This is a genomic window from Tomitella fengzijianii (assembly GCF_007559025.1).
Taxonomy (GTDB): Bacteria; Actinomycetota; Actinomycetes; order Mycobacteriales; family Mycobacteriaceae; genus Tomitella; species Tomitella fengzijianii.
This window is the reverse complement of record NZ_CP041765.1, coordinates 3,660,786-3,687,616: the sequence shown is the minus strand read 5'-3', so window position 1 is coordinate 3,687,616 and position 26,831 is coordinate 3,660,786. Positions and strand designations below refer to the sequence as shown.

General features: G+C 71.5%; 28 protein-coding genes. 6 read left to right on the top strand and 22 right to left on the bottom strand.

The genetic code is table 11. The features are described 5' to 3' along the window. Positions 1 to 12 precede the first annotated feature (12 nt). A complete protein-coding gene (locus FO059_RS16735) occupies positions 13 to 1,116 on the bottom strand; it encodes an MGDG synthase family glycosyltransferase (RefSeq protein WP_143910074.1) in 1,104 nt (367 codons plus the stop codon). A gap of 23 nt (positions 1,117 to 1,139) precedes the next feature. On the opposite strand from FO059_RS16735, the gene FO059_RS16730 reads away from it, so the two are divergent. Then, entirely contained in the window at positions 1,140 to 1,865 is a 726-nt protein-coding gene (locus FO059_RS16730) for a polysaccharide deacetylase family protein (RefSeq protein ID WP_143910073.1), read from the top strand. Here the strand turns inward: FO059_RS16730 and FO059_RS16725 are convergent, their stop codons facing one another. Together FO059_RS16725 and FO059_RS16720 are read right to left on the bottom strand one after the other, a co-directional pair. Beyond that, positions 1,866 to 2,726, bottom strand: a complete 861-nt coding sequence (locus tag FO059_RS16725; protein ID WP_143910072.1) for a DMT family transporter — start codon at positions 2,724 to 2,726, stop codon at positions 1,866 to 1,868. A gap of 18 nt (positions 2,727 to 2,744) precedes the next feature. Next, the gene (locus tag FO059_RS16720) at positions 2,745 to 3,872 is read right to left on the bottom strand and encodes a DMT family transporter (RefSeq protein ID WP_143910071.1); all 1,128 of its coding nucleotides are present in this window, start codon (positions 3,870 to 3,872) and stop codon (positions 2,745 to 2,747) included. Between the two features lie 206 nt (positions 3,873 to 4,078). Here FO059_RS16720 and FO059_RS16715 point away from each other — a divergent pair, with 206 nt between their 5' ends. From FO059_RS16715 to FO059_RS16695, 5 genes are all read left to right on the top strand, one after another. Further along, positions 4,079 to 5,014 (top strand): ABC transporter ATP-binding protein, encoded by a 936-nt coding sequence (locus FO059_RS16715; RefSeq protein ID WP_199256970.1) that lies wholly within the window; start codon positions 4,079 to 4,081, stop codon positions 5,012 to 5,014. Then, the gene (locus FO059_RS16710; RefSeq protein ID WP_143910069.1) at positions 5,011 to 5,823 is read left to right on the top strand and encodes an ABC-2 transporter permease; all 813 of its coding nucleotides are present in this window, start codon (positions 5,011 to 5,013) and stop codon (positions 5,821 to 5,823) included. Before FO059_RS16715 ends, FO059_RS16710 begins: the two co-directional genes overlap by 4 nt. Positions 5,824 to 6,042: 219 nt before the next feature. Continuing rightward, on the top strand, positions 6,043 to 6,459 hold the full coding sequence (locus FO059_RS16705) for a GntR family transcriptional regulator (RefSeq protein WP_143910068.1): 417 nt from the start codon (positions 6,043 to 6,045) through the stop codon (positions 6,457 to 6,459). Beyond that, complete coding sequence (locus tag FO059_RS16700; protein ID WP_143910067.1) at positions 6,456 to 7,340, top strand: ABC transporter ATP-binding protein; 885 nt, start codon at positions 6,456 to 6,458, stop codon at positions 7,338 to 7,340. The genes FO059_RS16705 and FO059_RS16700 overlap by 4 nt, the downstream gene beginning before the upstream one ends. A 98-nt stretch (positions 7,341 to 7,438) precedes the next feature. Next, on the top strand, positions 7,439 to 8,206 hold the full coding sequence (locus FO059_RS16695) for a hypothetical protein (RefSeq protein WP_143910066.1): 768 nt from the start codon (positions 7,439 to 7,441) through the stop codon (positions 8,204 to 8,206). 92 nt (positions 8,207 to 8,298) lie between these two features. Here FO059_RS16695 and FO059_RS16690 read toward each other — a convergent pair whose 3' ends face one another. From FO059_RS16690 to FO059_RS16600, 19 genes are all read right to left on the bottom strand, one after another. Further along, positions 8,299 to 9,489 carry a lipid-transfer protein gene (locus FO059_RS16690; protein WP_143910065.1) on the bottom strand — a complete coding sequence of 397 codons (1,191 nt, stop codon included), beginning with the start codon at positions 9,487 to 9,489 and terminating at the stop codon, positions 8,299 to 8,301. Next, a complete protein-coding gene (locus FO059_RS16685; protein ID WP_143910064.1) occupies positions 9,486 to 9,941 on the bottom strand; it encodes a Zn-ribbon domain-containing OB-fold protein in 456 nt (151 codons plus the stop codon). Before FO059_RS16685 ends, FO059_RS16690 begins: the two co-directional genes overlap by 4 nt. A gap of 165 nt (positions 9,942 to 10,106) precedes the next feature. Then, positions 10,107 to 11,558: an FAD-binding protein gene (locus FO059_RS16680; RefSeq protein WP_143910063.1), complete on the bottom strand. Its 1,452-nt coding sequence runs from the start codon at positions 11,556 to 11,558 to the stop codon at positions 10,107 to 10,109. Positions 11,559 to 11,767: 209 nt separating this feature from the next. Next, positions 11,768 to 12,655, bottom strand: coding sequence for an NHL repeat-containing protein (locus FO059_RS16675; RefSeq protein ID WP_143910062.1), 888 nt, complete (start codon positions 12,653 to 12,655; stop codon positions 11,768 to 11,770). Between the two features lie 196 nt (positions 12,656 to 12,851). Continuing rightward, a complete protein-coding gene (locus FO059_RS16670; protein WP_143910061.1) occupies positions 12,852 to 13,508 on the bottom strand; it encodes a TetR/AcrR family transcriptional regulator in 657 nt (218 codons plus the stop codon). Between the two features lie 99 nt (positions 13,509 to 13,607). Then, a complete protein-coding gene (locus tag FO059_RS16665; RefSeq protein ID WP_143910060.1) occupies positions 13,608 to 14,081 on the bottom strand; it encodes a twin-arginine translocation pathway signal in 474 nt (157 codons plus the stop codon). After that, positions 14,078 to 14,590 carry a hypothetical protein gene (locus tag FO059_RS16660; RefSeq protein ID WP_143910059.1) on the bottom strand — a complete coding sequence of 171 codons (513 nt, stop codon included), beginning with the start codon at positions 14,588 to 14,590 and terminating at the stop codon, positions 14,078 to 14,080. Before FO059_RS16660 ends, FO059_RS16665 begins: the two co-directional genes overlap by 4 nt. Beyond that, a complete protein-coding gene (locus tag FO059_RS16655) occupies positions 14,587 to 15,828 on the bottom strand; it encodes an MCE family protein (RefSeq protein WP_143910058.1) in 1,242 nt (413 codons plus the stop codon). The genes FO059_RS16660 and FO059_RS16655 overlap by 4 nt, the downstream gene beginning before the upstream one ends. Continuing rightward, positions 15,825 to 17,000: an MCE family protein gene (locus tag FO059_RS16650; RefSeq protein ID WP_143910057.1), complete on the bottom strand. Its 1,176-nt coding sequence runs from the start codon at positions 16,998 to 17,000 to the stop codon at positions 15,825 to 15,827. Before FO059_RS16650 ends, FO059_RS16655 begins: the two co-directional genes overlap by 4 nt. Continuing rightward, positions 16,997 to 18,352 (bottom strand): MCE family protein, encoded by a 1,356-nt coding sequence (locus FO059_RS16645; RefSeq protein ID WP_143910056.1) that lies wholly within the window; start codon positions 18,350 to 18,352, stop codon positions 16,997 to 16,999. The genes FO059_RS16650 and FO059_RS16645 overlap by 4 nt, the downstream gene beginning before the upstream one ends. A 2-nt stretch (positions 18,353 to 18,354) precedes the next feature. Beyond that, the gene (locus FO059_RS16640; protein ID WP_158726363.1) at positions 18,355 to 19,356 is read right to left on the bottom strand and encodes an MCE family protein; all 1,002 of its coding nucleotides are present in this window, start codon (positions 19,354 to 19,356) and stop codon (positions 18,355 to 18,357) included. Then, entirely contained in the window at positions 19,353 to 20,477 is a 1,125-nt protein-coding gene (locus tag FO059_RS16635) for an MCE family protein (RefSeq protein WP_143910054.1), read from the bottom strand. The genes FO059_RS16640 and FO059_RS16635 overlap by 4 nt, the downstream gene beginning before the upstream one ends. A gap of 1 nt (position 20,478) precedes the next feature. Beyond that, positions 20,479 to 21,693: an MCE family protein gene (locus FO059_RS16630; protein ID WP_143910053.1), complete on the bottom strand. Its 1,215-nt coding sequence runs from the start codon at positions 21,691 to 21,693 to the stop codon at positions 20,479 to 20,481. A gap of 10 nt (positions 21,694 to 21,703) precedes the next feature. Then, positions 21,704 to 22,555 carry an MlaE family ABC transporter permease gene (locus tag FO059_RS16625; protein WP_143910052.1) on the bottom strand — a complete coding sequence of 284 codons (852 nt, stop codon included), beginning with the start codon at positions 22,553 to 22,555 and terminating at the stop codon, positions 21,704 to 21,706. 3 nt (positions 22,556 to 22,558) lie between these two features. Further along, positions 22,559 to 23,323, bottom strand: a complete 765-nt coding sequence (locus FO059_RS16620; protein WP_143910051.1) for an MlaE family ABC transporter permease — start codon at positions 23,321 to 23,323, stop codon at positions 22,559 to 22,561. Between the two features lie 4 nt (positions 23,324 to 23,327). Beyond that, entirely contained in the window at positions 23,328 to 24,641 is a 1,314-nt protein-coding gene (locus tag FO059_RS16615; protein ID WP_408033852.1) for a hypothetical protein, read from the bottom strand. After that, positions 24,635 to 25,174, bottom strand: coding sequence for a Cif family virulence factor (locus FO059_RS16610; RefSeq protein ID WP_199256985.1), 540 nt, complete (start codon positions 25,172 to 25,174; stop codon positions 24,635 to 24,637). The genes FO059_RS16615 and FO059_RS16610 overlap by 7 nt, the downstream gene beginning before the upstream one ends. A 46-nt stretch (positions 25,175 to 25,220) precedes the next feature. Next, positions 25,221 to 25,415 (bottom strand): ferredoxin, encoded by a 195-nt coding sequence (locus FO059_RS16605; protein ID WP_143910049.1) that lies wholly within the window; start codon positions 25,413 to 25,415, stop codon positions 25,221 to 25,223. A gap of 57 nt (positions 25,416 to 25,472) precedes the next feature. Continuing rightward, the gene (locus tag FO059_RS16600; RefSeq protein ID WP_143910048.1) at positions 25,473 to 26,831 is read right to left on the bottom strand and encodes a cytochrome P450; all 1,359 of its coding nucleotides are present in this window, start codon (positions 26,829 to 26,831) and stop codon (positions 25,473 to 25,475) included.

Sequence of the window (26,831 nt, the reverse complement as noted above, 5' to 3'; positions counted from 1 at the left end):
CTTGCCGAGTGTTCAACCCGCGCGGCGCGCCAGCCACCGGGCGATCTCCGCGGCGGGGTCGGCGCGGAACAGCGCCGCGCCGCGCTCGACCTGCGCGGAGCGCCGCGGGCCGGGCCGGCGCAGCGCGTCGACCGCCCGGACCAGCGCGGCCGCGTCGTCGGCGCCCGTGACCAGCCCGTGCTCGACGAGTGCGCGCGCCACCGGCACGCCGTGGCCGGCGATGGGGCGGTATTCGACGACGGGGACGCCGGCGGCGAGGGCCTCCATGCACATCGACCCGCCCGCGTTGTCGACGACGACGGCCGCGCCGGCGAGCAGCGCGGGCATGTCGTCGCGCCAGCCCAGCGCAGTCGCGCCCGGAAGGGCGGCGACCCGCCGGTGCAGCCGCGCGTTGCGCCCGCACAGGGCGACCGGCCGGATCCCGGGGACGGCGGCCAGGGCGGCGACCGTCTCGAGGATGTCGCCGATGCCCCACGATCCGGTGGAGACCAGCACCGCGCTCTGGGCGTTCGGCTCCGCCGCAGCCGCTTCCCGGCCGGACGGTCGGCGGAACCGCGGGTCGATGAGGGGGCCGGGGCCGATCGCGTCCGCCCCCGTCGCCGCGTGCACCTGGCGCGCGATGGGCTCCGAGATGCAGCAGTACAGGTCCGCGCCGCCGCCGAGCCACATCGCGTGCGCCACCATCTCGGTGATCACGACGACCGACGGATAGTCGTGTCCGTCGCATCGCCGGAGCTCGCCGACGGCCTGGCCTGCCAGGTGGAACGTCGAAACGACGGCGGTGGGGGCGAAATCGTCGACGACGGGCGCCAGCGCCCGGGCGCCGAGCATCGCCATCGGGCGCGACCGCGACACTCCGCGGCGCCCGGCGGACGCGTCCCGGTGGTCCGCCATGAACACCCGGTAGATCGCCGAGTACAGCCACGGCGCGTGCGCGAGCATGCCGCCGTAGAACCCGCGCAGCGCGGACCCCAGGCGCAGCGGAAGCAGGGCCAGCAGGTCGACGACGCGGACCTCAGCGCCGCGCTCGGTGAACCGGCGGGCCAGCTCGCGGGCGCACTGGTCGTGCCCGGCGCCCATGCCCGCCGAGACCAGCAGAATCCGCTGCCCCTGCATGCTTTCGAGCCTAGGCTTCGGGCATGGGGCGCATGGCCGGAGCGCGGGTCACCGGACGGGTGCTCGGCGCCGTGGCCGCCGCGCACGTCCTGCCCGCGGGCACGTGGCTGCCGCCGGTGCGCAGGGCGATCGCGCCGTCGCTGTGCGGGCCCGGCGCCGCCGATCACGTGGCGCTGACCTTCGACGACGGCCCCGACTCGGCGTCCACCCCGTACTTCCTCGACGCGCTGGACGCACTGGGCGTGCGGGCCACGTTCTTCTGCGTCGGCGAGCAGGTGCGCAGGCATCCGCGGGTGGCGCGGGAGGCCGCGCAGCGCGGGCACGAGATCGCCTGCCACGGGTGGTGCCACCGCAACCAGCTGCTGCGGCCCGGCCCCGTCGGCGCCGAGCTGCGGGCGGCCCGCGACCTGATCTCGGATGTGACGGGGCGCCCGCCGCGCTGGTACCGCCCGCCCTACGGGGTGCTGACCGGGCAGGGGGTGCTCGCCGCGCGGCGCGCCCGGCTGACCCCGGTGCTGTGGTCGGTGTGGGCGAAGGACTGGACGGCGGGTGTCACCGCCGGCGACGTGCTGCGCGTGGTGGGACCCGGCCTGCGCGGCGGCGCCACGATCCTGCTGCACGACACCGACGCCTACGCGCAGCCCGGCTCGTGGCGGGCGACGCTGGCCGCGCTGCCCCGCATCGTCGGCGCCTGCCGCGCGCAGGGACTGCGCGTCGGACCCCTCGGAGCACACGCGGCCGGGGCCTGATCAGTCACGCGCACCCGCGGCGGCGAACGAGCGGGCCAGCACCCCCACCCCGACCGCGATGAGCGCCACCGCCGGCACCGCGAGCACGGCATACCACCCGCCGCGCACGTTCTCCCCGAACACGACGACGCCCCAGATCATCGCCACCACCGGCTCGGTGCCCGTCAGCCCCGGCTGGGCGGCGATCAGCGGGCCCGAGCCGAACGTGACCTGCAGCAGGAAGAACGCGATCGCGCCGGCCACCAGCAGGCCGTAGACGGGCCACGTCGTGAACGCCCCGGCCAGGCCCCCGTCGACGATCTCCGTGGTGAACGCCTTGGTGAGCACCGTCGTCACGCCGAAGCCGGTGCCGGCGGCCAAACTCAGCAGCGCGGGCCGGGCGAGCGATCCGACGGGCGCGCGGGCGCCCAGCGCCGCGAAGACGACCACGACGGCGGCCGACGCCCCGAGCCCGATGATCCACGTGCGCCCCGGCACGTCCGCCGCGTCGCCGCCCGTCGGGGCCAGGAGCAACAGGAGCGCTGCCAGGCCGAGGGTGATCGCGGCGACCGCCCGCCATTCGTCCGCCCGGGTGCGGCGGCCGAAGAACACCCGCGCGATGACCAGGGTGAACGGCAGGTCCAGCATGAGCAGCGGTTCGACTACGACGATCGGCCCGCTGGCCAGGGCCGCCGCCATGAGCACGAAGCTGGCGATCATCGCCGCGAGCCCCGCGAACCACAGCGGCTCGCGCAGGATGCGGACGATCAACCGCGGGTGGAAGAGCTCGTCGGGCGGACGCTTGCGATTGGCGGCGCGCTGCAGGACCGACGCGGCGGCGTTCACCGCAGCGGTGAGGATCGCGAGCAGGTAGACCAGCACTGCGCAGGGCCCGGGCGGTCAGTCCGGTTCGAGTTCCGGCCGGTGCCGGTTGCCCGCGCCGCGCCGCTTCCCCGGGACCTGACGGTTCCCGGCCTCGTCGACGGGCCTGACCGCGGGTGCGTGCTCATCGTCCGGGGCGGGTTCGTCGTCGGGGATCTGCTGGTGGTCCGGGAGCAGGTCGTCGTCCCGGAAGAGGTCGTCGCACAGCCCGAAGGCGCCGTGCGGATCGGGTGCGGAGTGCAGGCGGCGCGTCGCCGTCCGGTCGTCGGAGATCGCCGCGGCGATGCCCTCCGGCTCGACGGCCGCGGTGAACGCCATGGTGAGCGCGAAGATGCCGGCGGCCATGACCGCGGCCGAGATGCCGGTGCCGATGTAGAACAACCCGCCGCGCACATGCTCCCCGAAGACGATGGTCCCCCAGAGGATAGACACGATCGGCTCGGCGCCCGTGAGCCCGGGCTGCGCCGCGATGAGCGGGCCGGAACCCAGGGCCGCCTGCAGAAGGAAGAACGCCAGCGCGCCGCAGACGATGACCCCGTACGTCTGCCACGTGGTGACCAGCTCCGGCAGGCCGCCGTGGTTGAATGCGGCCGTCATCGCCTTGATCAGCGCCGCGTTGGTTCCGAAACCGACTCCGGTGGCGACTCCCAGCAGGGCGGGCCGGGCCATCGAACCGACGGCGGAGCGGGCGGCCACCACCACGAGCACCGCGATGCACACCGCCGCGGCGCCGAGGCCCCATGCCCACGTGGATGCGGGGATCGGTTCCCCGGGGCCGGCCTCCGGGGCGAGGAAGAACAGAACCCCCACCAGGCCCACGGTGATGGCCGCCGCGGCACCCCACTCGGCGGGCCGCGTGTGGCGCCCGAAGGTGAGGTCGGCGATCACCAGGGTCAGCGGCAGGGTGAGGACCACCAGCGGTTCGACGATGGAGATTGGGCCGCTGCCCAGCGCCCCGGCCAGCAGGAAGAAGCTGATGATCAGCGCGGCGATGCCGGCGAACCAGAGCGGCTCGCGCAGTACCCGGATGATCAGGCGCGGATGGAAAAGCTCGTCGGCGGGGCGCTTGCGGTTGGCCGCCCGTTGCAGCACCGAGGCCGTCGCGTTGGCGACGGCGGTGAGCAGCGCGAGCACGTAGACGAGCAACGTTGCTCCTCCCCTCCGCGTCGGGCCGGCGCGTGGGCGCCGACATGGTCGATTATTGCGCGTCGCGGGCGCGCGTGCCGTCCCGAGGCCCGGGAAACCCGGGGGACATCCCCTACTTCCCCCTGAGCGATCTCATACTTTCGGCTGCACAGAATCAGGCTGTAGACCGATGTGCGCGGGCGCCCGCGGGCGGCAGAGTGGTCACCATGATCACCGTTGAGAACCTTACGAAGACGTACGGGGCTTTCACCGCCGTCGACGACGTCTCGTTCACCTGCAAGCCGGGCATGGTCACCGGCTTCCTGGGGCCGAACGGCGCAGGCAAGTCCACGACGATGCGCATCATCGCCGGGCTCACCCCGGCCGGCAGCGGTTCGGCCACGGTGTCGGGCGTCGAGTTCGGCCGCGTGCCCAACCCGGGGACGCAGGTGGGCGTGCTGCTGGACGCGTCGGCGCAGCACGCCGGGCGCACCGGCCGCGAGATCCTCACGCTCAGCGCCATGACGATGGGCCTGCCCATGTCGCGGGTGGACGAGATGCTGCACCTGGTGAGCCTCACCCCCGAGGAGTCCAAGCGCCGCGTCCGCAACTACTCGCTGGGCATGCGCCAGCGACTCGGCATCGCGAACGCGCTGCTGGGCGACCCCCAGATCCTCATCCTGGACGAGCCGGCGAACGGCCTCGACCCGGCCGGCATCCACTGGATGCGCACCCTGCTGCGCGGATATGCGGACAGGGGCGGCACGGTGCTGCTCTCCTCGCACCTGCTGCACGAGATCGAGGTGATCGCCGACGAGATCATCGTCATCGGCCAGGGGAAGATCATCGCGCAGGGCACCAAGGATGAGCTGCTGCAGGCGTCGGGGGCGCTGGTCAGGGCCGGCGACGACACCGCGCTGTCGGTGGCGCTCAGTGCCGCGGGCATCACCTCCACGCCGCGCTCCGGCGGCGGCCTCACCACGGAGGCCGCGCCCGAGCAGGTGGGCAAGGTGGCCGCGGCGGCGGGTATTCCGCTGATCGAGCTGCGCCCCGCCGAGTCCGCCGGGCTCGAGGAGATGTTCCTGCAGCTCACCAACGAATCGCAGCGTGAGGGCAGCGCGTCCGCCGCTGCGCCCGCCCAGACAGTAGGAGCACAGGCATGAGCACCACCGCAGGCACCGTGGGCGCCGCCGGGGCACCCGCCATCACCATCGACGGCAGCGCGCCGACGGTCCCGATGAGCCGCCTCGTCAGGGTCGAGGCGCGCAAGATGTTCGACACCCGCTCCGGCTTCTGGCTGATGGCCAGCATCGGGGTGCTCGCCCTGGTGGCGACGATCGCGGTGATCGCGTTCATCGACGCCGACGAGATCAACTACGGCGCATTCGCCACGGCCATCGGCGTGCCCATGGCAGTGCTGCTACCGGTCATGGCCATCCTGTCGGTGACCAGCGAGTGGAGCCAGCGCACGGGGCTGACCACCTTTACCCTGGTGCCGGACCGTGGGCGCGTCATCGGGGCCAAGGCCATCACCTCGGTGGTCGTCGGCGCGGTGTCGATGCTGCTGGCGCTGGGCATCGGCGCGCTCGGCAACGTGATCGGGTCGCTCATCCGCGGCGCGGGCATGACGTGGGACGTGTCCGCCGTCGATGTGGCGCGCATCGTGATCATCAACGTGCTGGGCCTGATGGTCGGCTTCATGCTGGGCGTGCTCATCCGCAACTCGCCGGCCGCCATCGTCGGGTACTTCGTGTACTCGTTCGTGGTCCCCGGGGTGTTCGGTGCGCTCGCCGGCGCGCAGGAGTGGTTCGCGGACCTGCAGCCGTGGGTGGACTTCAACTACTCGCTCAACCGGATGTACGAGTCGGGCCCGGCCGGAGATTGGGCGACGCTGGGGGTGTCCGGCGTGATCTGGCTGGTGATCCCGCTGGCCATCGGGGTGCGGGCGATCATGCGCTCCGAGGTGAAGTAGCAGCGGAGGCACGCCCGGCGCAGACCGGGCGGCATCTCCCAGCGGCCCCGTCGACCACGTCAGCCGTGGTCCGCGGGGCCGCTTCGCGTCGCAACCCTTGCCTCATCGGTTCGGTAGCGCTATGGTTCATTACATGAGTAACGAACCAAAGGGCCGGAGCGGGGGGTGCGCCGTCGCGCACCGCCGGCCGGTCCGCGGTGCGAGCACGGGGGCGCGGTCATGCTGACGTCGGACAAGCCGATCTTCCAGCAGATCGCCGAGCAGATCGAGAACTCGATCATCGACGGCTCGCTGGACGAGGACGCGCAGGTGCCCTCCAGCAACGAGCTGGCCATGTTCCACCGCATCAACCCGGCCACCGCCGCGAAGGGCCTGGGCACGCTCGTCGCAGACGGCACGGTGTACAAGCGGCGCGGCATCGGCATGTTCGTCAGCCCGGGGGCGCGCGAGAAGCTGCGCTTCCGCCGCCGGGAGGACTTCGTCGCCCGCTACCTCGCGCCGGCCGTGGAGGAGGCCCGCAAGCTCGGCATCTCCGCCGCCGACATCGCCCGGCTCGTCACCCAGCTCGAAAAAGGCGACACCGCGCGCGACGCCCTCGCCGCCGCCCAATCCGCAACCACTGAGGAGCAGTCATGACCACAGCGATCAGCGTGGCGGGTCTGGGCAAGACCTACCGCGACGTCACCGCGCTGGACGGCGTCTCGTTCGCCATCCAGGAGAACACCATCTGCGGCGTGCTCGGCCGCAACGGCGCCGGCAAGACCACCGCGATGCAGATCATCACCGGCCATGCGAAGCCGTCCTCGGGCAGCGTCGACGTCTTCGGTCGTGCGCCGTTCGAGGACCGCGACGCCATGTCGTCGATGTGCTTCGTGAAGGAGAGCCAGCGCTACCCCGATGAGTTCAAGGTCAAGCACGTGCTGGCCTCCGCCGCGGATCTGCTTCCGCAGTGGGACCAGGGCTTCGCCGACGACCTGCTGGGCAAGTTCGATCTGCCCACTGGCCGGCGCGTGAAGAAGCTGTCGCGCGGGATGCACTCGATGCTCGGCATCATCATCGGGCTGGCGTCGCGGGCGCCGGTGACGCTGTTCGACGAGCCGTACCTGGGCCTCGACGTGGTCGCCCGCCAGATGTTCTACGACGAGCTGCTGGCCGACTACGCCGCCCACCCGCGCACCATCGTGCTCTCGACGCACCTGGTGGACGAGGTCGCCAACCTTCTCGAGCACGTGGTGCTCATCGACGGGGGCCGCGTGCTCATCGACGACTGCGCCGAGAACCTGCGACGCAGAGCGGTGGTGGCGACGGGCGGGACCGCGCACATCGACGACCTCGCCGCGGGGCGCACGGAGCTGCGGCGCGAAACCCTGGGCACGCAGGCGCGCGTCACGCTGCAGGGCGACTTCACCGACGACGACCTGGCCCGGGCGCGGGAGCGGGGAGTGGACATCGCACCGGCGTCGCTGCAGCAGTTGATGATCGGCGCCACCGGGACGGAAGGACGGCAGGCGTCATGAACACCGGGACCAGTACAGCGGGAACCAGGACAGCCGGGACCAGGACAGCGGGAACACGGCCGGACGACGGGGCGAACGCCCACGGGACGGGGCAGCAGATGATGAACGCACAAGAAGCGGCGATAGGCCGGCAGGAGGCGGCGGCGGGATTGCGCAACGTCGCGTTCTCGCGGGCGCTCGCGGTGACCCGCATGAACAGCAGGCAGTGGATGCTGTTCGCCATGCCGTGGGCGATCGTCCTCGTGGTGACGTGGGCGCATGCCGCGATCCTCGCCATCGTCCGTTCACAGGGCGTGGAGATCCCGGACGAGGGGTTCAACGGAGTCGGGTCGACGCTGTTCTTCTTCTCGGTCGCCATGTTCGCGTCGATCACCACCCAGCACTTCCCGTTCGCGATGGGGCTCGGCGTCACCCGCCGCGACTTCTACCTGGGTACGGCGCTGACGTCGCTGTGCACCGGGGTCGTCAACGGCGTGCTGGTGCTGATCTTCGCGCAGATCGAGCGGGCCACGGACGGCTATACCGTCCACCTGGAAGTGCTCTCGGTCGTGTACCGGATCACCGACAGCCCGGCGCTCGTGTTCTTCTCGATGGTGCTCGTGACCATGGCGTTCGCCGCCCTCGGCGTGTTCGCCGGGGTGGTCTACCTCAAGTGGCGGGCCAACGGGATGTTCACCGCGGCGCTGATCCTGGCGCTGGTGGCGGCCGTGGCGGCGCTGCTGATCACCTGGCAGCGCGGCTGGCCGGCCGTCGGCCGCTTCTTTGTCGACACGCCGGTCGCGGTGCTCCTGCTGGCCGTTCCCGCGGTGCTCGGCGTGCTGTTGTTCGGGGCGGGGTACCGGATGATGCGCAACGTGGAGGCGTGAGAGGCCTCCGCCGGGCCTACCCACAATGAGCGCGTGCCCACGGTTCCGTACGGGAAACCGTGGGCACGCGCTCATTGGCCGTGCGGCGGGGGCTACGCGCTGAGGATCACCGAGGATCCGTGGCCGAACAGCCCCTGGTTGGCGGTGATGCCCACGCGGGCGCCCTCCACCTGGCGGCCCTCGGCCTGGCCGCGCAGCTGCCAGGTCAGCTCGCACACCTGGGCGAGCGCCTGGGCGGGGACGGCCTCGCCGAAGCAGGCCAGCCCGCCCGACGGGTTCACGGGCAGCCTGCCGCCGACGGACGTGTCGCCCGTGCGTACCAGCTGCTCGGCCGTGCCGCGTTCGACGAGGCCCAGGTCCTCGATCCAGTCCAGCTCGAGGGCCGTCGACAGGTCGTACACCTCGGCGACGTCGACGTCTTCGGGGCTGATGCCGGCCTCCTCGTAGGCGGCGCGGGCCAGCGCTTCCTTGTGCGTGTACTGCGGGGCCGGCGCGGCGGCGGTGGACTCCGAGGAGAAGTACGGCATGTCCAGCTGCGTCTGCGGGAAGGTGGGCGTGACCGTGGAGATGGCGTTGATGCGCGGCCCGGTGAGCCCGTGGCGCTGCGCGTACTCCACCGACGTCAGCACCACTGCGGCCCCGCCGTCGGAGGTGGCGCAGATGTCCATTAGGTGCAGCGGGTCGGCGACGACGGGCGAGGCCATGACGTCGGCGACGGAGAACTCCTTGCGGTACCGCGCGTTGGGGTTGCTGAGCCCGTGCTTGGCGTTCTTCACCTTCACGGCGGCGAAGTCCTCCTGCGTGGCCCCGTACAGGTCGATGCGCCTGCGGGCGTTGAGCGCGAAGTAGGCCGGGTTGGTCATCCCCATGAGCCGGAACCGCAGCCAGTCCGGGTCGTCCCAGCGTTCGCCGGCGTTGGGCTTGAGGAAGCCCTTGGGCGTGGTGTCCGCGCCGACGACCAGCGCCACCTCGCTCAGCCCGGCGAGGATGCGGGTACGGGCGGTGTCGAGCGCCTGGGCGCCGGTGGCGCACGCCGCGTACGAGGTGGCCACGCGCGCGCCGTTCCAGCCGAGGGCGCTGGCGAACGTGGCGCCGGCGACGTATCCGCCGTAGCCGTTGCGGACGGTCTCGCCGCCGACGATGAAGTCGACGTCGTTCCAGTCGATGCCGGAATCCTTGAGCGCGTCCCGCGCGGCCGCCACGCCGTACTCGACGAAGGGGCGGCCCCACTTGCCCCACGCGTGCATGCCGACGCCCGCGACGGCCACATCGTGCTTGCTCATGCCTGCTGCTCCTTCGTGCTCGCCGAACCGGCCGGCTTCCACCGCCAGATGGTCCTGACTCCCTCGTCGTCGGTGTAGAGGGGCTCGACGACGAGCTCGACCTCGGCGCCCACCGTGAGGTCGTCCACGCCGTAGCCGTCCGCCACCTGGCCGATCACGACGAGGCCCTCGGGCAGCTCGACGGCGGCCAGGGCGAACGGCACGTACGGATCCGTGGCGGGGATGAACGGCTCGGGCGGCTGGTACTGCGCGTCGGTGTAGGACCACACGGTGCCGCGGCGCGAGAGCTCGACGTCGTCGAAGGTCTCGCCGGGGCATGCCGGGTTCTTGCAGAACGTGGTCTCACGCGGGAAGGAGATGTTGCCGCACGCGGTGCACTTGGTGCCCACCAGCGCGGGCTCGGGGCCGGTGGTGAACCAGCCCTCGACAGCCGGAATGGCGGTCTCGGTCATTGACAACCTCACTCGTCGGGGGACGGCGCCCGGTCGTCCGCGGCGACGCGGCGCGCGGGGGCTCAAGGATTCAGGTTCTCACGGCCGTGCGCGGGCGGTCACGCGCGCATCCCGATCTGCGGCAGTCGGCGTCCGGCGTCGGCCGGGTTCAGGCGCCGCCGGCGGTCAGGGCCGGGCCGCGGCGTGGTGGCCCGCGCGCCGGCCGAAGAACGACCCCTCGCCCAGCTGGGTGCCGCTGGCGTAGCCCTTGCCGTCCTGGGCGATGTTCGACGCGCAGGCGCCCGCGGCGTAGAGCCCGTCGACCACGGTGCCGTCGGCGCGGAGCACCTGCGCGTCGACCGACGTGCGCAGCCCGCCCAGCGTGAAACCCGCGTACAGCGCCTTGCCGAGGGTCATGTCGAACGCCGCCCAGGGTCCGTGGTCCTGGGGTGCGAGCCACTCGGGCGACTTGTGGAAGTCGGGGTCCTCGCCGCGTGCGGCGCCCGCGTTGTATCGGTCCAGAGTGGAGGTCAATGCGTCCGCGGGGATGCCCAGCGCGTCCGCCATCTCCGCGACCGTCTCCCAGCCGTCGATGAAGGGGCACAGGGGGAACTCGGGGCGCTCCATGTGGGCTTCGTCGACGATGAGGTACGCCCGCTGCCCCGGCTGGTCCATGACGTAGCCGGAGGTGCGCGAGTGGTACGAGTCCTCTGCGACGAACCGCCGGCCCTCGGCGTTGACGATGAGGCCCGTCAGCAGGCCCGACGGGGGGTACACGGGTGCGGTGATGAAGGCCTGGTCCATGTGTTCGGTGGCGCCGCCCGCCGATTCGCCCAGCTTGATGCCCAGGCCGTCGTCGTAGGTGCTGCCCAGGGTGAACGGCTTCTTGGCCAGCTGCGGGACGTGGGCGTCCACCATCTCTTTGTTCATCACGAACCCGCCGGCGGCGATCACCACGGACTTCGCCTTGATCGCCCCGGTCTCACCGAAGCGCTTCCATGCGGCGCCGACGACGCGGTCGCCGTCGGTCACGAGCGCGCTGGCGCCGGTCTCGTAGCGGATCTGGACTCCGAGCTCCTCGGCGCGGCGCAGCAGCACGTCGACGGCCATTCTGGCGCCGCCGGTGTCGCCCGGTTGGGGGACCTTGTGGCCGCGCGGGGCCGGCACGGCCTCGTCCTTGAACGGCCACACCTTCTCGTTGCCGGTGAACATCAGACCCTGTGTTCCCGGCTGGATGACGGCCTTCTCGGGGTAGTAGCTGCGCTCGAACTTCAGGCCCAGAGACTCGATCCAGTCGAAGTGGGCCACGCTGCCGTCGCAGTAGGCGCGGATCTTGGCTTCGTCGGGCTCGCGTGAGACGGCCATGAGGTACTTGGCCATCTCCTCGGGCGAGTCGTCGTGGCCGGTCTCCTTCTGCACCGCGGTGCCGCCGCCCAGATAGAAGTGGCCGCCGGCCATCGCGGTGGTGCCGCCGGCCTCCGCCGCGCGTTCGAGCACCAGCACTCGGGCGCCCCGCTCGGCCGCGCCCACCGCGGCGGAACCGCCGGCGATGCCGAAGCCGATCACCAGGACGTCGACCTCGTCGGAGTACCCGTCGACGGCCTGCGCCGGGACGGGTGTGGTGCTGGGGTTGCTCATGGGGCTCCTTCGGCGCGTCGCAGGCCGGGCCCGGAGTGGCCGCCGGTCCGATCACCTCTGCGATGGAACGTGTTCTATGCGGTGTGATCCTAGACGTCGGACACGTGTCCGGACAATGGAGTGCCCGGGCCTGCGCATGCCTCGGCCTTCGGGCCGCGCGCCCCGGCGCCGGTTCCGCGGAGTCGCCGGCGCCGAAGCGGTTCCCCTGGTCAGATGGCCAGCCCCCAGGGTGTTTCGAGTCCGGAGACGACCTGCACAGGACGGGGGTCGTCGACGTCGAGCGCCACGACCGAGCGGGAGTCGACGGTCGATACGTAGAGCGTGCCGTCGTGCAGCGTGATCCCGGTCGGGTAGGCGAGGCGGCCCGCGAGCGTCTCGGTGCGGGGCGATTCGGTCCGCAGGTCGATGCGCTCGATGGTGCCGTCGAGCCCCCTGGCGCTGCCGGTCTGGGTGACGTACAGGACGCCGTCGCCCGCGGCGATGTGCCCGGGTCGGGTCAGGCTGCCCGGGCGAAGGACGGTGCGGACGGCGGGCGTCGAACCGGGGCCGCCGAGCTCGCCGGTGTCGATCGCGGCCACCGCGCCGGCCGTCCAGTCTACCACGTACAGCGTCGTCCCCTGCAGGACGATGCCGTTGGGGTTTTCGAGGTGTGCGCTCAGGTCGATCCGGAAGGGCGTCCCCCCGCGGGGGAAGACGTGCAGCGCCCCGTAGAACGTCGTGACGAAAAGGGTGTGCGCGTCCGCGGCCACGCCGACGGGGCAGTGCAGCCCGTCGGCGACCGTCTCCGCCGGGCCGCCGCGGCGCGGCACCCTCTGCACGGTGCCGTCCCCCAGCGGGGAGCTCCAGGTGGTGAAGTAGACGAAGTCCCCGGCGGCGGCCACCGACAACGGCTGTCCGGCTGCGGGCGTGCGGGTGAGGTGCGGGGCGTGATCGGTGGAGGACGCCCCGTCGGCGTCGGCCGGACCCGCGCCGCCGGCGACGGCGCGGGCGGTGATGATGCCTGCACCGGTGAAGTCGGCGACGTGGATCTCGGGGTGGCCGGTGCGCGTTGCGGGTGCGGCGACGGCGGAAGCCGTGACGGTGGTGGGTGCGCTCATGGTCTGCTCCGGATCGTTCGAAGAGTCGATGCGGATACGACGTTAGACCGCACGGGAGTAAAAAGAATCCGCCAAATGACGTATCTTTTCCGCGCCGATTATCACGATCAGATAACGCAACGTGGTGAATTGCGCTCTGGGGCAGCGGTTCCGGATCGTTGCGGGCGCTCACGGTCCGATCACGCGGACCGGTCGCCTACTCGACCACGTGGCGGACGTACGCCTCGAGCCGCTCGGCGATGCTCGCGTACGACTGATGCCCCATGCCCGCGCGCAGCAGGGCGCCCGCCCAGATCACCTCGAGGGTCTCGAGCACCTCCGGGTCCGCGGCGGCGACGGGGTCCTCGGCATCCGGGGCCAGGGCGCGTGCGATCCGCGCGCGGATGTTCAGCGCGATCCGGATGCGCAGGTGAGCGACCTCCGGGTCGTCCCCGAGCAGCGAGGCGGTCACGCCGGCCGCGAACTCCGGCTCGTCGGCCGCCAGCAACGCCACGTCGCGCATCGCCGTCGCGACCCGGTCGGACCGGGAAGACCGGCCGTCCTGGTGGGGGTCCGCGCGGCCGGCGTCGCCGTCAGCGGAGTCGCCCCGAGCGGTGTCGCCGCGACCGTACCGGTGCGGGAGCGCGGCGAGCCGGCGCCAGAAGACCTCGGCCAGAAGGTGGCTCTTGGAGGAGAAGTAGGTGTAGGCCGTGGCGGGCGCGACGCCGGCCTCGGCGGCGACGAGGCGGACGGTCAGGCCCGCGTATCCGCGTTCCCGCAACACCACGACGGCCGCTTCGGTGAGACCGGCGACGGTCTCCGCCTGGTGGGCGGTCAACCGGCGGCGTGTGGACTCGAACTCGTACGCGGACATGTGACCAGACGCTACTGCACATCGCGCGCCGGCAGTATCCGAGAGCCGCGGGCTCCGGGCCGCGGGCTGCCGGGTCCATCGTCCGGCCCCGGCCGCAGGTCAGATCGGCCGGAACTCGACGATCCGCCAATCGCCGTCGGCGCGGGTGACCGTCACCTCGATGCGGCTGCCTGCCGATTCAGGGGGATCGTCGCCCGAGCGGCTCGTCTGGTTCACGAACAGGAGTACGCGGGCGCGCTCGTCATCGCCGGACAGCCAGGCCGAACCCGCGATCTCGGCCGACGTGCCGATCCGCTCGTTCTTCGCGGCCGGGATCGTGCGCTGCTCGATCATGTCGGCGTACCGGTTGTGGAAGGGGCCCGGCGCCAGCGCGGCCTCGGCGGCGTGCAGGGTGCGGGAGGCGGTCTCGGGGCGGTAGGAGAGCAGCGCGGTGGCCTGCGCTTCCGCTGCCGCGACGGCCCCCGCCGCAGCGGCGCGCTCCTCGTCGGCCCGGACGTGATGGTGCTGCAGTACAGCGCCGCAGAGCAGCACCAGCAGTGCGGCGGCCAGGAGCGAACGCGTCGCCGCCCTCATCGCACGAACTCCAGCTCCGACACCACGGGGCCGTCGGGACCGTCGGCGACGGTCACCCGGAACCGGAAGGTCAGCGACTCGGTGACCGGGGGCCCGTCCGCCTCTGCGGAGGACACCTCCTGCCCGGCGGCGACGAGCACCGTGATGTCACCGGGCTCCCCCGGGGCGGAGGACGCCGTACCGGATTCGGCGCCGGCGGCCACGACGGTGCCGGTGGCCGACGCCCCGGCCGCCCGCACGGCCTTGGTGTAGGGCCCGGAGCGCACGGCGAACCTGTCGCGGAAGTCTCCACCGGCGAGCGCCAGCACGCGTGCCGTGTCGTCCTCGGCCGACTCCGGCGAGACCGTGGTGAGCCTGGTTACCGCTTCCGCTGCGAGCGCGACGGCGCGGGCGGTCCGGTCGTGCCGGGCATCGTCGGAGCGGGCCTGCAGGACGAGCAGGGCCCCGACGGCAAGCGCACCGGCGAGAAGCAGGACGGCGGCGAGGGCGGGTGCGCTGCGGCGGATCATCCGCCGCCTCCGTTCCCGCGTGCCGACGCGGGCGGGAAGGGCGGGTTGTCGCCCTGTGGCACGTACCCGCGCGGATCGTCGCACAGCTCCGGGGTGGGGGCGCGCTTGCCGGGGTGCTCCGCGCACGGCAGGTTCCGCGCACCGCGGACGGCGATCCTGGCGTCCTGGGGGACCTTGCAGTAGAGGTCGGACGGCGTCGGCGGAGTGTCCGTCGCCGTGGGCATGCGCCATTCGCCGGGCGGAAGGTACCCGGTGAGGCAGGCCGGCGGGTCGCCGAATTGCATGTGGAAGTCCACGACGGCCTTCTGTTCCTCCAGGTTGCCGTTGACGACCGTCTGGATCGCAGCGGTGAGCGGCGGGAACAGCACCAGCAGCTGTTCGATGCCGGAGTGGTAGGTGTCCGCCAGTGCGACACCGGCGTTCAGATTGCGCAGCAGTGTCGGCAGCGCGGGGGCGGTTTCGTCGAGGACGGTCCGTGCGGCGTCGGCCGTGGGCGCGGTCAGGTCGAAGATCGAGCGCACGTGCGCATCCGACTCCGCCAGCCGGCCGGTGATCCCGGCGAGGTCCTCCGCCCACGCCCTGATGGACTGCTCCGAACGCACCTGGCTGTCGAGGAGCGGCTGTGCGTCGCGGAGCAGTCCCACGGCGGCGTCGGCGTTGCGGCCCGCGGTGTCGAGGAACTGCCGGGTGGCGCGCACGAGCCGGCTGAACTCGTCGGAGGCTCCGGCGAACCCCGTGTAGGTCTCGTCGACGAGCGTGTCCAGTGCGCCGTCCGGCACGGCGTCGAGCAGGGCGTCGGCCTGGTCGAGCACCGGTCCCACCGCCTGCGGCAACGTCGCCCGGTCCGGGCCGATCGCCTGACCGTCGTGCAGGTACGGCGCTCCGGTGGAGGCCGGGACGAGGTCGATGTACTGCTCGCCGATGGCCGACATGCTGTGCACGTTCACCGCCAGCCCGTCGGACGGGATCCGCGCGTCGTCGGGCAGGGTCATCACCGCCTCCACGCCGGTGTCGGTCAACCGCACCTGCCGGACCCGCCCGACGGTCACGCCGCGGTAGGTGACGTTGGCGCGCTCGTACAGTCCCCCTGTGCCGGGCAGCTCGACGGTCACGGTGATGCGACCGACGCCCAGCGCCTCGGGAACGCGCAGGAACCGCACTGACATCAGGGTGAGCCCGACGACGGTGAGCACCGCGAACACGGCCAGCTGCCACCGCACGAACCTGCTGAGCATCATGGCGTGCCCCCTTCCGTCGTCAGCGGCGCCAGCAACGGGTCGGCCGCGTCCGCGCCGAGACCGGCGGGGCTGCCCAGAGCGCCCTCACCGGAAGCGGCCTGCCGGCCCAGCGGCGAACCGTGCAGCATGTCGCTCTTGATCCGCGGCACGGTCAGGTCCAGCGTCATGAACAGATTCGAATAGTCGCCGCGGATGGTGTTGTCGAGGATGTTCATCGGGAACGGGAACGTCAGGAGCACGGACAGCGAACCGGTCAGGTCCTTTCCGGCGTCGGCCAGCCGCCGGAGCACCGGGGTCAGGTCGGCGACGGAATCGACGAGGTCGTGTCCGCCGGCGTCGATCACCCGGCGCGCGGTGTCCCCGAACTCGCCGAGCGCGGTGAGCGCGGCCGTCAGATCGGTGCGCCGCTGCGCCAGTGCGTCCACGGCACCGTCCGCGCTGACCAGCGCCGTGTCGAGTACGGAGTTCTGCCCTGCCACCGTCGCGGAGAGCCGGTCGAGCCCGTCGAGCGCGGAGGAGATCTGCTCGCGCTGCCCGTCGAGTGTCCCCATCAGCGTGTCGAGCTCGCCCACGAGATGGCCGACGGTGCCGGCCCGGCCGTCGAGGGTGTCATTGAGCTCGCCGGTGATCTCCCGCACCTGCCCGAGTCCCCCGCCGTTGAGGACGAGAGACAAGGCGGAGAGGGTCTGCTCGGTGGTCGGGTAGGCGCCGGCGCGCTCGAGGGGGATGACATCACCGTCCGCCAGCGTCCCCGCCGCCGCGCCGTCGGCAGGGGTGGACAGCTCGATGTGGCTGGAGCCGAGCAGCGAGGTCTGCCCGACGGAGGCGACCGTGTCGGCGGGCAGCTCGGTGCCGCCGTCGATCGTCACTGTGACCTCGGCGTGCCACCCGCGGAGTGCGAGTTCGGTGATGGAACCGACGACGGCATCGTCGACCATGACCGGAGAGTTGCGCGTGATGGTGGTGACGTCGGGCATCTCGATGGTGACGGTGTAGGCGCCGTCCCCGTGCCCCGCGGCGCCCGGCAACGGCATCGATTCGATGCCGTTCCACTCGCACCCGGCGACGGCCGGAACGGCCAGCAGCAGGGCGGCCGGCACCGCCGCTGCGGCGCGCAGACGACGGCGGCCCCCGGGGGTGCCGGTCCCGACCACGGTGCGGTGTGCGCTCATCCCGGCAGCACCCCCAGGAGCAGGTCGTGCATCGCGGAGGCGTGCGGCCCCGGTGCGCCGGCGGCGGGCTGCCCCGGCGGTGCGGCACCCGGGTCCGCGGTGGGCGCCCGGAGCTCCGGCACGGACTCCGCGAGTCCCGGTTCGCTGTAGACGACCTGGCCGGGGTCGGCGAACACGCCGGTGACGGGGTTGAGCAGGACGTCGGGGTAGTTCATCCGCAGCGTGCTCAGGAAGGGGCCCAGGTACTCCTCGCACAGTCGGGACGCCTCGGCGGAGTTCGACCGGGCGGCGCCCGCGATCGATCCGCAGATGAACTGGATCGGGTTGGCCATGTTGGGGACCGACAGCACGCCGGTCATCGAGCCCTGCGCAGGCTTGTAGATGTTGTAGAAGTTCGCCATCTGAGTCGGCGCCTGGTGCAGGATGCCCGCCAGCTCCTCGCTCTTTGTGGAGAGCACCTGCGTCACGTCTCCGATCTGCGCGAGATCCCGGGTGAGCAGCTCGCCGTTCTCGTCGAGGAATCCGCGGACGTCGGCCAGGGCGCCGTCCAAGCTCGACAGCGCCGAGCCCAGGAGATCGCGGTTGTCGTCGAGCACGCCGGTCACCGCCGCGAGGTTGCGGTTGAACGAGGCGATCTGGTCGGAGCTGGACCGCAGCGCGGAGACGAACACCTGCAGGTTGCGGACGATGGAGAAGAGGTCCTCGCGCCCGTGGGCGAGGGTGGACAGCGCCTGCGACAGCTCCGTCATCGCGGTCTTGAACGCCGCCCCGCGGCCGTCGACCATCCCGGCCGCGCGGGTGATGATGGACGGGAGGGAGCCCGGATCCCCGTGCCCGTCCGCGTCGGTGCTGCTCGGCCCCTGATCAGGAGGGCCCAGCACATCGGTCAACTCGGCGAGCGAGGCCGTGATGTCGTCCCACTCGACGGGTACGCCGGTGCGTTGCAGGGGGATCGCGTCGCCGTCCCGCATGCGGGGACCTCCGTCGTACGGGGGAGTGAGCTGGATGAAGCGCGCCGCCACGAGGCTTTGCGACACGATCAACGCCTCCGCGTCGGCGGGCACGGTCACGTCGTCGTCGATCCGCATGGTGATCCGCACGCTCGACGGACCGGGGTCGATCGAGTCGATCGTGCCGACGCGCACGCCCAGGACCTTGACGTCGTCGCCCTCGTAGATCCCTGTCGCGGAGTTGAACTCCGCGGAGATCTCCGTACTTCCGCTGCCGGACCGCACGTACGCGAGTGACAGGGCGAGCAGCGCGCAGACGACGGCGATCACGGCGAGCCCCCGGTAGCGCCCACCGCGTCCGGCAGCGCGGTGCAGAACGCGGAAACGATGTGCGCGCGGCATGCTCAGTCACCTCCGTTCGGCGGTACCAGCAGATCGATCAGCGGCGCGAGGTTGGCCTCGGGCAGCACGTTCTGCACGTAGGCGAGGAAGAACGGCCCGTTGGAGACGCTTTCCCCGAGCGCGCGCGAGTACGGCCCCAGGTTCTCGATGGCCGCGGCGATGTCGTCGCGGCGGGCGTTGAGCATGTCGAGCACCGAGTCGAGCTTCTGCAGCGTCGGCTTCAGCGAGTCCTCGGTGTCGGCGACGAGCCCGGTCAGCTGCGTGGAGAGCGTGTCCACGTTCGCGATCAGGCCGGCGATGTCGTCGCGGCGGCGCTGCAGTTCTCCGAGTATGAGATCGGCGTCCACCAGGAGCGCGTCCATCTGATCGCTGCGGTGTTCCAGGATCGCGGTCACCTCGTTCGCCCTGTCCAGCAATGCGCGCAGTGACTCATCGCGCGAGGACACCGTCTGCGACAGGCGCGCCACGCCGTCCAGCGCCCGGTCCATGCGCGGATCGACGGCGGCCATGGTTTCCGACAGCGTCCGCAACGACTCGTCCAGCCGGGCCGTGTCGGTGGCGTCGACCGTGTCCGACAATTGCCCGAGCGCGTCCGTGAGCGAGTACGGCGAACGCGTGTTGTCGAGCGGGATGACGCCGCCGGGTCCCAGTGAGTCCGGGCCGTCGGGGGTCACCGCGAGGCCGCGGTCGCCCAGCGCGGACACGGTGGTGATAGCCGCACGGGTGTCGCGACCCAGCCGCACCCCGTCGTCCACGCCGAAGGTGACGCGCACGGAGGTCCCGCGCAGTCGGATGCCCTCCACCGTGCCGACGGCCATGCCGGACACGCTGACGTCGTCGCCCACCTCGAGCCCGCCGGCCTCGGCGAAGTCGGCCTGGTAGGTGTCGGTGCCGTCGAACAGCGGGAGCCTGTCGTACTGCAGCGCGGCCACGACGGCGATGAGCGTGAGGACCACGCCGATGACCGCGATCGGCGCGGGATCGCGTTCCCGGAACTGCTTCACTTGGGCGCACACCTCCCCTCGTACTGCTGGACCATCGGGTACTCGAACATCTCGCCGTCGGCGCCGGTGAACCGGAACACCAGCCCGCACATGTAGAACTGGAAGAAATCGCCGTATGATCCTGTGCGCGAAAGCAACTGATACGTCTCGGGGAGCCGTGCCAGCAGGTCGGACACGTTCGCCTCGTCCTGCTCGATCAGGGCCGTGGTGCGGCCCAGCTGGTCGATGGTGGAATCCAGCGGCGGCCGCAGATCGTGGAGCAGTCCTCCCGCCGCCTGCGCCGCCGCGTCGATGCGGGTGACCGCCTCGCCCAACGGATCACGCTCCGCTGCGAGGCTGCTGACCAGTTCCTGGAGCCGGGTGATGACGTCGTCGAACTGGGTGCCCCGGTCCGCGACGGTGTCGAGGACGGTGTTGAGGTTGTCGATGACGCGGCCGATGACGGCGTCGGAATCGGCCAGGGTCTGCGTGAACCGTCCGGTCTTCCCCACCAGCGACGCCAGCGACTGTCCGCGCCCCTGGAAGGTGTCGATCAACGCGGCCGTGAGCCTGTTGACCTGACCGGGGTCCAGGGCGCGGAACAGCGGCTGGAATCCACCCAGCAGAAGGTCGAGGTCCAGGGCGGGGGAGGTGTGCGCGACAGGGATCACCGCGCCGGGGGCGAGCGTGCCGGCTCCCGTCGGCTCCATCGGCGCGGACGTCGCGGTGCCCTGAGGTGGGAGGACCTCCAGATACCTGTCGCCGACGAGGTTCTCGTAGCGGATCGTCGCCCGCGAGTCCGCGGGCAGCGTCAGCTCGGCGTCGACGGTGAAGGCGACCGCGACGGTGGAGTCCTCGCGCAGCACCAGGTTCTCGACGCGGCCCACCTGGACGCCTGCGACCCGTACCGGCGCGCCGTCCGACATGCCGGAGGAATCGGCGAAGACGGCCTGGTATCCGGTGCGCTCGCCGGTGCGGAACCTACCGAATACCAGTACGAGGAACCCGAGGATCAGCAGCATCACGGTCGCGAAGGCGAGCATCTTCACGACGGAGCCGGGGACGCGCCGGCGCCGCGCGCCCGTATAGCGGGGACCGAACGGGCGCGGCAGCCGTGGCCGGAGGCTCGGTGGCACGGACATGTCACGGCCCTCCGATCTCGGGGGCGCCCAGCAGGTACTCGAGCACGGTGGGGCCGGTGAGCCGCGGCTCGGTGCGCTCCGGCGGATACGGGTTCACCCCGGTGTCGGTCACCAGATAAGGAGCGTGTTCGCCCGGCGCCAGTTCCGGCAGCCCGTAGCAGCCGGGTTCGGCGCTCGCGTTCACCTTCGGCAGGTGCTGCGGGTACTGGTAGATGGGCGTGCCGGGCACCAACCCGACATCCAGCGACATGCCGGGGTTGGTGGTGCCGAAGGCGGGCTCGCCCCGTTCACGGGTCACCTCGAGGCCCTTGAGCAGGCAGGTGTACTCGGGGGAGTACTCGGCGAGCAGTCCGGTGGTGGGTTCCAGCAGGTGCAGCATGCGGTCGAGCGGTCCGGCGTTGTCGTCGAGCACCCGGGTGCCGGAACGCGACATGGCCGTGGCCGAGCGCAGTCCCGCCCCGATGGCCTCCTGGCGCCCTGTGACGGTGTCGGCGGTCGTGATCCCCTGCCTCAGTGCCGTCATGAGGTCCGGCGCCGCGTCGGCGTAGGCGCCGGTGACCTCCGGCGCATCCGCGATGTCCTGTGCCAGCGCCGCTCCCGCTTCCGCGTTGACCCGGCCGACGAGGCGGTCGGCGGATTCGAGGGCCTCGCCCAGGGGCGTCCCCTGGCCGCGGAGCCCGTCCGCCAGCGCGCCGAGCGTGGTGCTGATCTTCTGCGGCTCCACCTCCTCCAGCAGGCCGGTGAGGTTCTCGAACACGGTGTTGATCTCGACGGTCACGTGCTGCGCGTCCACCACGTCACCCTCTGTGAGCGCGGCGCCGGACGGCCGCTCCGGTGGGAGGAAGTGCACGTACTTGGCGCCGAAAACGGTGGTGGCCGCGATCTCGACGCGCGCGTTCCGGTCGATCTTCCGGATGCGGTCCGAGTAGAGGTCCAGAGCCAGGCGCACGTGCCCGTCGTCGGTGCGCGCGATGTGCGCGACGTGGCCCACCTCGGCACCCCGGTAGGTGGCGTCGGCGTCGACGTCGAGCACCAGCCCCGCGCGGTCGGCCACGACGGTCACCCGCGCCGTGGGCGTGAACCGCTCGCCGTAGGCCATGAGGCACACCACGACGATCGCGCACAGCCCGGCGGCCAGCACCGTCGCGGCGGCCTTGCGCGGGCGTGCGCGGGGCCCGCGCCGGCGCGGCGCGGTCCGTGTGCGTCTCAGCGTCATCCTGGATCCCCTAACCCGACAGGTGGAAGTCGCCGGATGCGCCGTAGATGGCGAGGGACGTCAGCAGCGTGATGCTCACGACGGCCACCAGAGACGCCCGCACCGCGTGGCCGACGGCGCGGCCCACCCCCGCGGGGCCGCCGGAGGCGGTGTAACCGAAGTACGTGTGGATCAGCATCACGACGACGGCCATCGCGATCGCCTGGCCGAACGACCAGACGATGTCCGCGGGCGACAGGAAGGTGTTGAAGTAGTGGTCGTACACGCCGGCGGACTGGCCGTTGAGGGTCACGGTGGTGAAACGGCTCGCTGCGAACGCGGCGACGACGGCCAGTGAGTACAGCGGCACGATGGTGGCGAGCCCGGCGATGAGCCGCGTGCTCACCAGGTATGGGATCGACGGGATCGCCATCGATTCGAGGGCGTCGATCTCCTCGCTCACGCGCATCGCGCCCAGCTGTGCCGTGGACCCGGCGCCGATGGTCGCGGCCAGCCCGATCCCCGCGATCACAGGCGCGCCCACCCGCACGTTGATGAATGCGGACAGGAAGCCCGTGAGCGCCTCGACGCCGATGTTGCCGAGCGAGCTGTAGCCCTGGATCGCGATGGTGCCGCCGGCGAAGAGCGTGAGGAACGAGACGATGACGACGGTTCCGCCGATGACGGCGAGGCTTCCGGTACCCATGCCGATCTCGGCGATCAGGCGCACGGTCTCCTTCTTGTGGAGCCGGAGCGCGGTGGGGATGTGCCGCAGCGCATCCCAGAAGAACAGGGCTTTGTCCCCGAACTCGTCGAAGGACGCGGAGCCGCGCGCCGCGGCGCGGCGCGTGCGGACGAGTTTCCCGGTGGCGGCGATCGACATGACTCAGCCCGCCGTCGCCTTGACGCCTACGGCGGTGACGATCACGTTGATCACGAACAACCCCATGAACGCGTAGACGACGGTCTCGTTGACCGCGTCGCCGACGCTCTTGGGGCCGCCGTGGACGGACAGGCCCCGGTAGCAGGCGACCAGGCCCGCCAGCATGCCGAACAGGCCTGCCTTCACCTCGGACACCATCAGGTCGCCGAGGCCGGTGAGCAGCGTGATCCCGCTGGTGAACGCCCCCGGGTTCACGCCCTGCAGCCCCACGGAGAAGGCGAATCCCCCGACGATGCCGATGAGGCAGACGAGGGCGTTGAGCAGAAGGGCCACGAACACCGACGCCCACACCCGGGGCACCACGAGCCGGCGCACCGGATCGATGCCCAGGACCGACATCGCGTCGATCTCCTCGCGGATGGTCCTGGCGCCCAAGTCTGCGCACACGGCCGTCGCGCCGGCGCCCGCGACGATGAGCACGGTGACCATGGGCCCGATCTGCGTGATCGTCCCCAGCGCCGCGCCGGCGCCCGACAAGTCGGCGGCGCCGATCTCGCGCAGCAGGATATTGAGGATGAAGGTTACGAGCACTGTGAACGGCATCGCCACCAGGACCGTGGGGACCGCGGAGACGCGGGTGATGAACCAGGCCTGGTCGAAGAACTCGCGCACTTGAACCGGGCGGGAGAAGGTGGACCAGACGGTGTCCAGACTCAGGGCGAAGAAGCCGCCGACGGCGCGGACGGGGGCGGAGCGGGTCAGTTGCACGGCGTCACCCCGATCCCACCACGGTCAAGGGGAGCGACGGGCGCGCGTCATCGAAGGCGAAGCCGGCTCCGCCGCTGAACCGCGTGAGTGCCGCGTCGTCGGATTCGGGGTGCGGTCGCGCGTCGGTGCGGATCGCGATGCGCACGACTCTCCGTCCTGCGGCGCCTCCTTCTTTCTCGGGTCCGGACACGATGTGCGTGCTGAACCGGGGGTCGACGCCGCGCACCAGAGCGTCCAGGGCGGGCGCCCCGGCGCGGGTGGCCAGGAGCGCCGGCCACGCCCCGTCGCGCACGGCCGGCGAGTCCTGCGGTAGCTCGAGCACGGGCTCCGGCCCAGGCACCACGCGGGCGCCGACGTACGGGTACGGGGTGAGCGCGGGATGGATTGCGAGCAGCTCGGCGAGGCCTGTGCTGTTCCGTGGCAGGTCCAGCGCGGTGCAGAGCCGGTCGGAGGTCACCGCGGCGATCCCCGTGCACTGATGCAGGAGGATGTCCTGCACATCGCGGGCGTCGAGCCTGTTGCGCAAGGCCATCGCCGACCCGAGCACCAGCATGTGGCCCTGCAGCGCGATCTCCTGGGCCATGCGGTGCAGCGCCGGCCCGGACCATTCGTCCCACCGGAGGTCGGCGAGCAGTGGCCCGGCATAGTCGTCGCGCCCGCCGCTGCCGGGGACGATCCGGTCGAGCGGAACGCGCGCGGCCTCGGTGCGGTCCATCGCCGCAGCTTGCGGCGGGTACGGAGCGGGCGGCGCATCCTCGTCGATGGTGACCGTCCACTCGCAGTGCGGCGTGCGGTCGGCGGGGGCGCGGGGCGGACGGTGGACCGGGCGGCAGCGGGCCCGCGGGTTGGTCGCCGCCGCGGTGCCGTCGAACGTGGGGTCCTCGATGTCGTGGCACATGGCGGTCACGTAGTCCGGGCCCATCGGCTCCACATCCAGCAGCGCGCCGCAGTGGTCGAGGTGGAAGGCGCCGTGGCGGGCGTCGTGCACCTGGTACCGGAAGTCCATGAACTGGGGCGGCGCGCCGATGTCGAGCTGCATCCCCTTGAAGACCGTGGGCACGTCGGCGCCGGGGAATCCCAGCGCCTGCTGCATGCGCCGCGTGTACACGGGGCTCGCCGCCAGCCACTCCTCGATGGCCACCGCGGTCATCCCCTCCCGCCCGAGCCGGGCGAGGACGTGGGGCATCGCGGCGCGGTCGATCAGGTGGCCGGCCAGCAGCAGCTCGGGTACCAGCGACGCCAGGCGCTGCCGGCCGAGCGTGCCGGTGCAGGCGGGCGCGCCGGCGCGCTCGGGCGTCTTCAGCGGGCGGCTCACCACAACGCGACCGGAGTCGTGCCCAGCGGATACCACCCCGCGGGGCGCTTGTCCGCGGTGGCGCGTTCGATCCGCTTGTGCATACCGGCGGAGAGCGCACCGTCCTGGATCATCTCCATGAAGAGCGCCGACACGTTGCCGAAGTCGAAGAAGTCCCGCTGCCAGGACCATTGCCAGTCGCCCCCGTAGCGGAACCAGCTGCCGCCGAACCCGTGGACCTCGTAGTGGTTTCCGTCGGGGCGGCGTGCGTTGGCGATCTGCTTCCACATCCCCATCACGTCGCCGGTGGATTCGTCGATCAGGACGGACTGGTACGGGTACCGCCAGCCTTCCAGGCCCGACATCTCCTGGCCCAGGGCCAGTTCACGGATCTCATCGCGGCCCACGGCCATGAAGTCCTCGGCCGGCCCGTAGTTCCACCCGTAGGTGGCGTCCTCGGCGTACATCTCCGCCAGGGGCAGCCAGTCTCCCTCGGCTTCGCACTTCTTATTGGCCTCCAGCCAGCGGCGGACCATCTCGTCCAGTTCATCTCGCATGAATGCGGTCACGGATACTCCTCGGTCGGGGATGTGGGGACGGGGGTCAGTCGTCGACGCTGCTGAGCGCCTGCGCGGGGCAGTACTGCACTGCGCGCCGGACGTCGTCGTGCAGGTCGTCGGGAGGGGTCTCGTCCAGGATTTCGACGGTGCCGTTCTTGGGCACGCGGAACACATCCGGTGCCTCCAGCTCGCACATGGCGTGTCCCTGGCACAGGTCGAGGTCCGCTTCGATGCGCATGGTCGACTCCTTCGGCGTCGGTGGGGGATGGGGCGTGACGGCCCGGCGTGCAGGTCGTCAGCGCTGCCTGCGCCGGTAGCGCACGCGGCACGGCTGCTCCAGCTGGACGACCATCTTCGAATGATCATTGCGATAGGACTCCGACGGCTGGGACATCTCGAACTCGAAGCCCTGCAGAAGTACCGAGAAGATCGCCTTGAGCTGCAGCGTGGCGAACTGCGCGCCGACGCAGCGGTGCCGCCCGGCGCCGAACGGGATCCAGGACCACCGGTTCGCCAGATCCTCCTGCCGCGGCGAGACGTAACGGCCGGGGTCGAAGGCGTCCGGGTCGGGGAAGTCCTCCGGGATCCGGTTCGAGACCGCCGGGGTGGCGCCCACCAGGTCCCCCTCCGAGATCCCGTAGCCGCACACGTCGAAGTCCCCGTTTGCCACACGCAACAGCAGGATCAGCGGCGGGTGCAGACGCAGGGTCTCCTTGATCGTCGACTCCAGCAGCGGGATCTGGCGCAGCGCGCCGAAACTCACCTCGGACCCGTCCGCATAAAGCTCGTCGAGCTCGGCGTCCACCCGCGCCAGCAGTTCCGGGTGGCGGAGCAGTTCGATCAGCGTCCAGGCGGCGGTGCCGGAGGTCGTATGGTGGCCGGCGAACATCATCGAGATGAACATGCCGGTCACTTCGTCGGCGGAGAAGCGGGGTTCCCCGTCGTCATCGCGGATGGAGACGAGCACGTCGAGCAGGTCGCGCTCGGCGTCGGAGGCCGGGGGGTCCGCGATGCGACGGTGCATCGACTCCTGGACCAGCTCGACCAGGCCCGCCCGGGCCGCGTCGCGGCGGCGGAAGCTGTCGATGTCGGCGTGCGGATCGACGAAGGCGATGGCGTCGGTGCCCTTCTCCAGATCGTGGTAGAGGTGGGCGAACCGGCCGTCGAGCTCTTCGCGGAACTTCTTCCCGATCAGGCATGCCGACGAGGTGTAGATGGTGAGCTCGGCGAAGAAATCGAGCAGGTCGATCTCGCCCTCGTCGCCCCAGCCGGCCACCATCCGCTGCACCTCGGCGGCGATTGTGGCGGCGTGGCCTTTCATGTGCTCGCCGCGCAGCGACTGGTTGCGCAGCATCTCGCGCCGGCGCTCGGGACTGGCGTCGAAGACGACGCCTTCGCCGAAGATCGGCTTCATGAACGGGTAGGCCGCACCCTGATCGAGGTCGTTGTCCGAGGACATGAAGAAGAACTCGTTCGCCTCCGCCCCGGAGAGCAGGACGACGTCCCGCCCGGCGAGGCGGAACACGCCGACGTCGCCGCACTCCCGCCGCACCCGTCGCATCAGGCCGATGGGGTCGGTGCGCAACTCCTCGAGGTGCCCGTTCTCATCCTGTTCCCCGGATACCCGGGGAGGGGAGGTGATCTGCGTGGTCAT